This is a genomic window from Terriglobus sp. YAF25 (assembly GCF_052113305.1).
Taxonomy (GTDB): Bacteria; Acidobacteriota; Terriglobia; order Terriglobales; family Acidobacteriaceae; genus Terriglobus.
In genome coordinates this window covers 1-8007 of record NZ_JBFRCY010000116.1, presented here as the reverse complement: position 1 = coordinate 8007, position 8007 = coordinate 1, and the positions used below count along the sequence as shown (strand labels likewise).

Below are 8007 nucleotides of genomic sequence, written 5' to 3'. Positions count from 1 at the left end.
GGTCTGAGAAATACCGGCTGATACACGTGGCAGATATGCAGATATAACGAAGGCCCGCACCTCTGTTGCGGGCCTTCGTGTTTTGCTGAGATCTAGCGATGCTGTTTGCCGCTACGGCTTTGCATTGCAGGTGGCTGGCGCAGACTGTTGCCATGGCTACCGGAGTTATTGCCGGAAACCTCCTGCGGTTTCATGTGTTGCATGCCGTCGGCACTAGTATGGGCGGCGTAGCTGCGGTCGTGGCCTCGGTTGTGCACGGGTTCCTTGATGTCCCCGTGTTGTTTGAGTGGAGTCGATTGCCTATTGCTCATCCTCTTCTCCTTTCCGCGGTTTATGCCATGCAGCGATCACGCTGCTTCTGTCTCGCTCTCGTCTCCAATTTCCGGTGACCTGGCAGCCTTGTCACCGGGTGGGGATGGAGCGCCCCAATCATACTCGTGACCGGGATATTTCTCTTCCACGCCGGGGGGGCCAATAGCTGGGATGCGGCGTTCGTCTTCGAACAATTGCCAGCCCTGTTCATGTGCATATTCGCCGGAAAGGCCGCGTGTGCGGTTGGTGAATCCGACGGGTTCGTGATGGAGTGCCTCGACCATCGTCTGTCACCCCCTTTTGATCCGTGTTGAGATGGGGCCACCCGGCAGGTGGATGCCCGGTTCCGGAAGAAATATGCAAGTCTTCGGCAGGCACCAGAAACGCCGTAGAATGAAGCGCATGGACTGGAAGAGCAAGCGCGTGACTGCCCTGCTGGAAGCCGCGCTGGTAGAAGACCGTGCGACCGAAGATGAGACCACCCGGCTRACGATTGATCCTTCGCTGCGAGCCTCCGCGTCGATCCTGGCAAAAGAAGATAGTGTCGTCTCCGGATTGGGGTGTATTCCCGCATTCCTTGAGATCTTTGCCCGGCTCAGCAAGAAGCCCGTCGGGCGTTTCGAGGTCATCAGCCACCCGGAGATTTTTGATGGCGTGCGGGTGAAGAAGGGGCAGGCGCTGGCGGTCATCCGCCACAACGCCGCGTCTATCCTCTCCTGCGAGCGCGTGATTCTGAACCTGATGCAGCGCATGAGCGGAATTGCGACTCTTACCGCACAGTACGTGCGCGAGGTGCAGGGAACGAAGGTCAAGGTGCTGGATACGCGCAAGACACTCCCCGGGATGCGCCTGCTGGAGAAGTATGCCGTGGCTTGCGGCGGCGGCACCAACCATCGGCAGGATCTGCACGACGGAGTCCTCATCAAGAACAATCACATCTCACTGGGCGGCGGCATCCCCACGGTGTTGAAGAAGGCTCTGGAAGACCGTCGCGGCGGCCAGAAGATACAGGTCGAGGTTCGCACCTTTACGGAGCTGGACCAGGCACTGCTGGGCGGGGCGGAGGCATTGTTGCTGGACAACATGACCCCCGCCGAGGTCGCCAAGGCGGTTAAGGTAATCCGCAAGCGGGCTCCGGGCGTCTCGATTGAGGCCAGCGGCAACATGAACCTGAAGACCATCGGCAGCTATGCCAAGACCGGTGTGGATTTCATCAGTGTCGGCGCGCTGACGCACTCCGCCGTTGCCGTCGATTTCAGCATGAAGATCACCGCGGACGTGTACTGATGTACGGCCTGGCCGCATTGCAGGCTGAACTTCGCGGAACCATCTTTGCGGACCAGGTCGCGTACTTCCCCACGATCGACTCGACCAATACCTATGCCCTGGCGCAGGCGCAGCGGGGAGCTCCCCATGGCAGTGTCTACCTGGCGGGGGAACAGACGGCGGGCCGGGGACGCAGCGGGCACCAGTGGCACTCGCGCCCGCAGGACGGCATCTATGTCAGCGTTCTGGTGCGTCCCTCGCTGAGCAGTGACCGGGCGCTGTGGCTATCGCTGATTGCGGGCATGGCGGTGAAAGCGGCCATCGAACAGACGACCGCGCTGGCGGCCGATATCCGCTGGCCCAATGACGTTTTACTGCATGGGAAGAAGTGCGCCGGCATCCTCGTAGAGTCGGCTTTTGCAGGCGACGCGATGCGATACGCAATCATCGGCATTGGTCTGAACGTGAATCACGAGAGCTTTCCTGAGCCGCTTTCCCAGACTGCGACTTCGCTGCACCAGGAGACCGGGCATCCCCACAGTCGCGAGGTTCTTCTAACCGCTCTGTTGCGCGCCCTGGAGGCGGAGCTGAAGGTATTAGCGGCGGGTGAGGACGTGCTGGAGCGGTTCACCGCAGCTTCCTCCTGGGTGCGGAATAAGCAGGTGAGCGTGGCCGAAGACGAGGGCTATACTGGGGTGACGTGCGGGTTGAACCCTCAGGGGTTTCTGCTGGTTAATACCCGTGATGGTATGCGCACGGTCCGCTCCGGCGGTGTGCGTCCTTGCGAATGACCGAAGGGAAAGAGGCTAAGAGAGCGTGCAATGCTACTGGCACTCGACGTAGGAAACACCAACATCATGCTGGGCGTGTATGACCGCCCTGAGGCCGGCCAGCCGTCAAAGCTTGTCGCCGACTGGCGTGTTACCACCATTCACCACCGCACCGTCGACGAGATGAGTGTTCTTCTGCGAGAGCTCTTCGAGCTGCGCAGTCTAAAGATTGAAGATGTAACCGGAATCGCTATCTCCTCCGTCGTCCCGCCCGTCGACCACGTGTTGCGCCGTGTCTCGGAGACGTTATTCAAAATCCGGCCGCTCTTCGTAGAGCCGGGTATTCGAACAGGTCTCGCCGTCCTGGTCGATCATCCTACCGAGGTCGGCGCCGACCGCATTGTGAACTGTGTCGCGGCCTTTGAGCGCTATGGCGGTCCCTGCATCGTGGTGGACATGGGCACGGCCACAACCTTCGATGTCGTCTCGGCCAAGGGTGAGTTTCTCGGTGGAGCTATCGCTCCGGGGCTGGGTATCTCTGCCGATGCGCTCTTCAATCTGGCGGCGCGTCTGTCGCGGGTTGAGATCCGTAAGCCCTCCAAGATCATCGGCACCAATACGACCGACAACATTCAGATCGGTCTGTACTACGGCTACATCGGCCTCGTGGATGGCATCCTGGAGCGGATGATTACTGAACTCGCCGCCCCGGTGAAGACAATTGTGACCGGCGGTCTCGGCAAGCTGATCGCGCCCGGTTCGCGCTATCTCGATACGGTCGACGAGTTGCTTACCCTTGAAGGTCTCCGCATCATCTACGACCGCAACCAGGAGCGGCGCCGCCGGCAGGGCGAAGCTGCAAAGGTGTTGCAGGCGTAGCTGTGCTGAATTATTTCAACTACTTCACTGAGATTGAGCAGCGTTTTCAGCAGCGGCGCGGATCGCTTCTCATGCTCTCCACGCTGGACTGGGCTTTGATTGAGACCTGGCGCGATGCCGGCATCCCGCTGGAAGCCGTGCTGCGCGGCATCGATCAGGCATTCGATAAGTACGATGAGCGCCAGCGGCGAGCGCCTCGCGGTGTGCGGAAGGTGAACGGTCTGGCGTGGTGCGCGCAGGCCGTGATGGAAGCAACCGAGGAGATGAAGGAAGCCGCGACCGGCGCCTCCAAACAACCACAAGAAGACCAGGACTCCGGCTTCGAGGGCGAGTCTGTCGCGCGCTACCTGGAGTCGAATGCCGGCATTCTTGCCGGTGCGAAGCTGGCTGCGCCTGCCGATGCGGTAGCTGCCGAAGTGGCAACACGTCTCCATGCGCTGGCCGCGGAGATGCGGGCAACGGCTGGCGGGAATATGGAGCAATTGGACCGCACGCTGACTGTGTTGGAAGAGAAGCTCTTTGCCGGTCTAATGACAGCTGCGCCTGAGGCGGAGTTGACCGCGCTGCGCGAACAGGCGGCACGAGAGCTTGCGCCGTATCGCAGCCGCATGCAGGCCATGCAGATTCGTCAGGTGGAGCAGCAGTTCCTGCAGAAACGCATGCTGGAGGCGCGTAATCTTCCACGTCTTTCGCTCTTCTACATGACTCACGACCTATGAAGCTGCGCATCGAGAAGGCCATCTATGGCGGCAACGGTCTCGCCCGCATGACCGAAGGCGAGCAGGCGGGCAAAGCCGTCTTCGTCCCCTTCGCTCTTCCCGGCGAAGTGGTGGATGCAGGCGTGCGCGCATCGAAGAAAGGCTTTGCCGAAGCGGAGCTGCTCGCAGTGATCGAGCCCGCGCCGGAACGCGTTGCTGCGCTATGCCGCCACTTCGGTGTATGCGGCGGATGCCAGTATCAGCACGCTGTCTACGAGACGCAGCTCGCCATGAAGAGCGGCATCCTGCGCGAGACGCTGGAGCGCGCAGGCGTGCGTCAGCTTCCGGAGATCGCTGTACATGCCGCCGAACCGTGGYACTATCGCAACCGTGTTCGCCTGCGCTGTGAGAACAACCGTCTCGGCTATAACCGCCGCGGATCGCATGTCTTTCTCCCGATTGCAGAGTGCCCTATCGCCGCGCCCCTGTTGTGGCAGGCAGCCCAGGCACTGATGGAACTCCCGTTGGAAGGCATTGCCGAAGTAGAGCTGTTTACGGATACATCCGAAAGCAAACTGCAACTCACCCTGCTTGCGGCAAAGCCTGTTGCATCACCGCGCCTGTCCCGGCTATGCGAAGCGTTGCAATCGAAGATGCCGCAGCTCATCGGCGCCAGTGTGGTGCAGGCCGACCGTGATCAGCGCGGACATCGCGGCCAACCGGATGAGTCCGTGGAAGGCCATGTTGCAGCACAGTGGGGCGAGCCGTTTCTGCCATACACCGCGGCAGGTCAGAGCTATCGTGTCCAGGCAGGCGGCTTCTTCCAGGTAAACCGCTTCCTTATCGATACCATGGTCTCGCTGGTAACTGCGCAGCGCAGCGGACAGCACGCGTGGGATCTCTACGCCGGCGCAGGTCTTTTCACGGCCGCCTTGATGCAGCACTTCGCGCAGGTGACAGCGGTAGAGATCGGTGAGGCCAGCTTTCGCGAGCTTTCATCGCTGGTGACTGCGCCTCATCGTGCCCTTCGCGCCACGACGGCAGAATTTCTGCGCCGCGGCAAACTGCAGGCGCCAGATTTGGTGGTTGTCGATCCGCCCCGTGCCGGTCTGGGAACCGAGGTGGTTGAGCGGCTCGCGGCATTACAGTCGCCACGTATCGTCTACGTCTCCTGCGATCCCGCAACCTTCTCGCGTGATGCAGCCGGACTGCTACAATCCGGCTACACGTTAGCTGAGCTGTATCTCGTGGATATGTTCCCCCAGACATTTCATCTGGAGACGGTTGCCGTCTTCGAGAGATAGCTTTTGCCTGCGGTGTTCGAGAGCATTTTCCCTGTTGCTGGGTATCCCGGAAGGGGTGCGCAGCGGCGTTTTAATTACGGAAAACGCCCATAGATGCAGAAGGCTCTACAGTACACCTACAGGGAAAATGCTCCATCTGTGCACGCGGCCACATCCATTCTCGATAAGTTGTGGCCTCGCTGGGCGATTGAGCCGTTGCGGCTCGGGCGTATTCCTGTCTTTCTGGCGGCTGTAAGTTTCGTCTCCGGCATTCTTCTGGCGCGATGGAACTGGACTCCGGTCGGCTGCCTGCTATGGCTCAGCGCGTGTTGTGTCCTGGTGACATGGCTTGCGCTGCGCTATGCTCCCCGAGTCGCGCTGTGGCCTGCGTTGCTGCTCTGGCTGTTGGCTGGCATGCTGTGTCTGGAAGTGGAACCTCGGGGCGCGTCGGCAGCCGGGTTGGCGCAGTATGCCGATCGTCTTAGCCGCCAGATCACTGCGCAGGTCGTCCGCGTGCAGCCGCTCAACGCGGCAGCTTACGCTCCCGAAACCTTCGATCCCGAGGCGCTGGAAGACGAGTCCGCACCGAAGCGTGCAAATCTCCTTGCCGTGGATCTTGCGGTCGACAGCGTGGAAGAGGTCAAGCCCGATACGTCGCGCATGCTTCCGGTGAAGGGAGGCCTTCGTCTTTATGTGCAGGCCGCCGACGTGACCGCGCTTCCGCAATTGCACTGCGGCGACAGGCTCGCATTTGCCGTGCAGATGCGCACACCGGAGCGCTATCTTGATCAGGGCGTATGGCAGTATGCCGACTACCTGGAACAACAGGGAATCGCCGCCACCGCCAGCATTCATGCAACCGTGTTGCAGCCGATCCCGTCGTCTCATGCTGGATTCACCTGCATATTGCACGCGTGGGCAACATGGTCCGCAGGACGCTTACAGCGCGTTGCTGATTCGCGCGGAAATCGCATGCTGCCTACAATACTGAGGCTCACGAGCGATGATGCGGGCATGCTCAGCGCCATGCTCTTTGGTGACCGAACGCTGCTGGATCATCGCATGCGTCTTGCCTTTGAGCGCACCGGCACTTTCCATGTCTTCGTCGTCGCCGGAATGCATCTGGCGCTATTGGCGGCGATGATCTACATGCTGCTGCCGCGCCGTCTGCCGGAGGGCGGGCGCGTCTTGATTACGATCGGACTCACAACGGTCTATGCGCTGCTCACCGGTTTCCAGCCTCCGGTGCAGCGCGCGTTGACCATGACGGTTGTCTTCCTCCTCACCCGCTGGCTCTCCCGCGAGCCCAGCACGTTGAACGCCCTCGGCCTTGCGGCTGTTGTGGTGATAGCAGAAGCCCCACATCTGATCTTTGAAGCCAGTCTGCAGATGTCGCTGCTGGTCATCATCGCGATCGGAGGCATTGCGGTGCCTCTGCTCGAGCGCACCGTGCAGCCGTATCTCCGGGCGACGCAGCGGCTGCGCCTCTTGCAACTCGACACCGGCCTTCCTCCGCGGATCGCGCACTTCCGCGTATTGCTGCGCATGTACGGTCGGCCTGTGGGCTGGATCTTCGGAAGATGGGCTCGCAGCCTGCCCGCGTGGTTCGTACGTGCCGCACTACACCTCGTGGAACTCGCCTTCGTCAGTCTTGTAGCCGAGATGGTGATGGCATTGCCCATGGCCATCTACTTCCATCGGCTCACGCTCTTCTCCGTTCCGCTCAATCTGTTGTGCGTGCCGCTGCTGGGCATGCTGATGCCGACGGCAATCGTGGCCTTTGTTGCATCCCTGATCTCACCCTGGCTGGCGATCCTGCCGGCTGCGGCGACATCGCTGCTACTGCATGCCATGACCATCATTGCGCGGCGGGTCAGTCACGTACCCGCGGTCGATCTCCGCATGCCGGCCCCTCCGGTGTGGGCCATGCTCTTTGCTCTCACATGCTGGGGGATTTGTTTGTGGCTGGTACGGCGCCGTGGCCGTTGGGTATGGCTGACATCCGTCCTGCTTCCGATGGCGATGCTTGCGGTCACCTGGCCCTACCGTGCCCCGCTCCATCCAGGGCAACTCGAAGTCACGGCGCTCGATGTCGGCCAGGGAGACTCCATCCTGCTTGCCGCACCGCAGGGAGCAACCATGCTGATCGACGCGGGAGGTCAGGTTGGTTCCTCGCAGCCTTCCAATGGAGGCTGGGATGTCGGTGAAGAGGTTGTCTCCCCGTATCTCTGGTCGCGTGGAATCCGCAGGCTGGATGTGGTTGCGCTCACCCATGCGCACAGCGATCACATGGGTGGCATGGCTGCCGTGCTGCGAAACTTTCATCCGCGTGAGCTCTGGGTCAGTGTCGACGCCGGTTCCGCATCGTTCCACCGCCTGGTGCAGCAGGCGCGCGAGCAGGGAACTGTGGTGCGCTGGCTGCACGCTCCAGACTTGCTCGCCTGGGAAGGTCTGCACGTGCAGGTGCTGGCGCCACAGGCATCTGCACCCAATGGCCTTGGGCCAATCAACAACGATTCCCTGGTGATGGAGATCGACTACGGCCGCGCCTCCGTGCTGCTGGAAGGCGACGCAGAGCGGCAGAGCGAAGCCACGATGCTCTCATCGAGCATGGTTCATCCGGTCACGCTGCTGAAGGTTGGCCATCACGGCAGTCTCTCCTCCACAACGCCTGAGCTGTTGCAGGCGCTGCATCCCGGCCACGCTGTCATCTCCGCGGGAAGACATAACCGCTTCGGCCATCCGCGTATGGAGATCCTGCAACGGCTGCAAACAGCACAGATCCGTACGGAGCGTACG

General features: G+C 61.3%; 8 protein-coding genes. 6 read left to right on the top strand and 2 right to left on the bottom strand.

The window, feature by feature from the left end:
- Nucleotides 1–92: 92 nt before the first annotated feature.
- Nucleotides 93–311, bottom strand: a complete 219-nt coding sequence (locus tag AB4043_RS06745) for a hypothetical protein (protein WP_442301846.1) — start codon at nucleotides 309–311, stop codon at nucleotides 93–95.
- Between the two features lie 36 nt (nucleotides 312–347).
- The gene (locus AB4043_RS06740) at nucleotides 348–596 is read right to left on the bottom strand and encodes a hypothetical protein (RefSeq protein ID WP_442301847.1); all 249 of its coding nucleotides are present in this window, start codon (nucleotides 594–596) and stop codon (nucleotides 348–350) included.
- 109 nt (nucleotides 597–705) lie between these two features.
- Here AB4043_RS06740 and nadC point away from each other — a divergent pair, with 109 nt between their 5' ends.
- The 6 genes from nadC to AB4043_RS06710 form a co-directional block, all read left to right on the top strand.
- Nucleotides 706–1599 (top strand): carboxylating nicotinate-nucleotide diphosphorylase, encoded by an 894-nt coding sequence (gene nadC, locus AB4043_RS06735; RefSeq protein ID WP_442301848.1) that lies wholly within the window; start codon nucleotides 706–708, stop codon nucleotides 1597–1599.
- Entirely contained in the window at nucleotides 1599–2369 is a 771-nt protein-coding gene (locus tag AB4043_RS06730; protein ID WP_442306724.1) for a biotin--[acetyl-CoA-carboxylase] ligase, read from the top strand. The genes nadC and AB4043_RS06730 overlap by 1 nt, the downstream gene beginning before the upstream one ends.
- Before the next feature lie 30 nt (nucleotides 2370–2399).
- Nucleotides 2400–3227 (top strand): type III pantothenate kinase, encoded by an 828-nt coding sequence (locus tag AB4043_RS06725; RefSeq protein ID WP_442301850.1) that lies wholly within the window; start codon nucleotides 2400–2402, stop codon nucleotides 3225–3227.
- A 2-nt stretch (nucleotides 3228–3229) separates the two neighbouring features.
- Nucleotides 3230–3946, top strand: coding sequence for a hypothetical protein (locus tag AB4043_RS06720; protein ID WP_442301851.1), 717 nt, complete (start codon nucleotides 3230–3232; stop codon nucleotides 3944–3946).
- The gene (gene rlmD / locus AB4043_RS06715; protein WP_442306723.1) at nucleotides 3943–5229 is read left to right on the top strand and encodes a 23S rRNA (uracil(1939)-C(5))-methyltransferase RlmD; all 1287 of its coding nucleotides are present in this window, start codon (nucleotides 3943–3945) and stop codon (nucleotides 5227–5229) included. Before AB4043_RS06720 ends, rlmD begins: the two co-directional genes overlap by 4 nt.
- Before the next feature lie 93 nt (nucleotides 5230–5322).
- A partial coding sequence (locus tag AB4043_RS06710) for a DNA internalization-related competence protein ComEC/Rec2 (protein ID WP_442306722.1) occupies nucleotides 5323–8007 on the top strand: 2685 nt, incomplete at its 3' end.

Bases quoted from the DNA above. Each gene is read 5' to 3' on its own strand.
- AB4043_RS06745 (WP_442301846.1), bottom strand. From the start codon at position 311: ATGAGCAATAGGCAATCGACTCCACTCAAACAACACGGGGACATCAAG.
- AB4043_RS06740 (WP_442301847.1), bottom strand. From the start codon at position 596: ATGGTCGAGGCACTCCATCACGAACCCGTCGGATTCACCAACCGCACA.
- AB4043_RS06730 (WP_442306724.1), top strand. From the start codon at position 1,599: ATGTACGGCCTGGCCGCATTGCAGGCTGAACTTCGCGGAACCATCTTT.
- AB4043_RS06725 (WP_442301850.1), top strand. From the start codon at position 2,400: ATGCTACTGGCACTCGACGTAGGAAACACCAACATCATGCTGGGCGTG.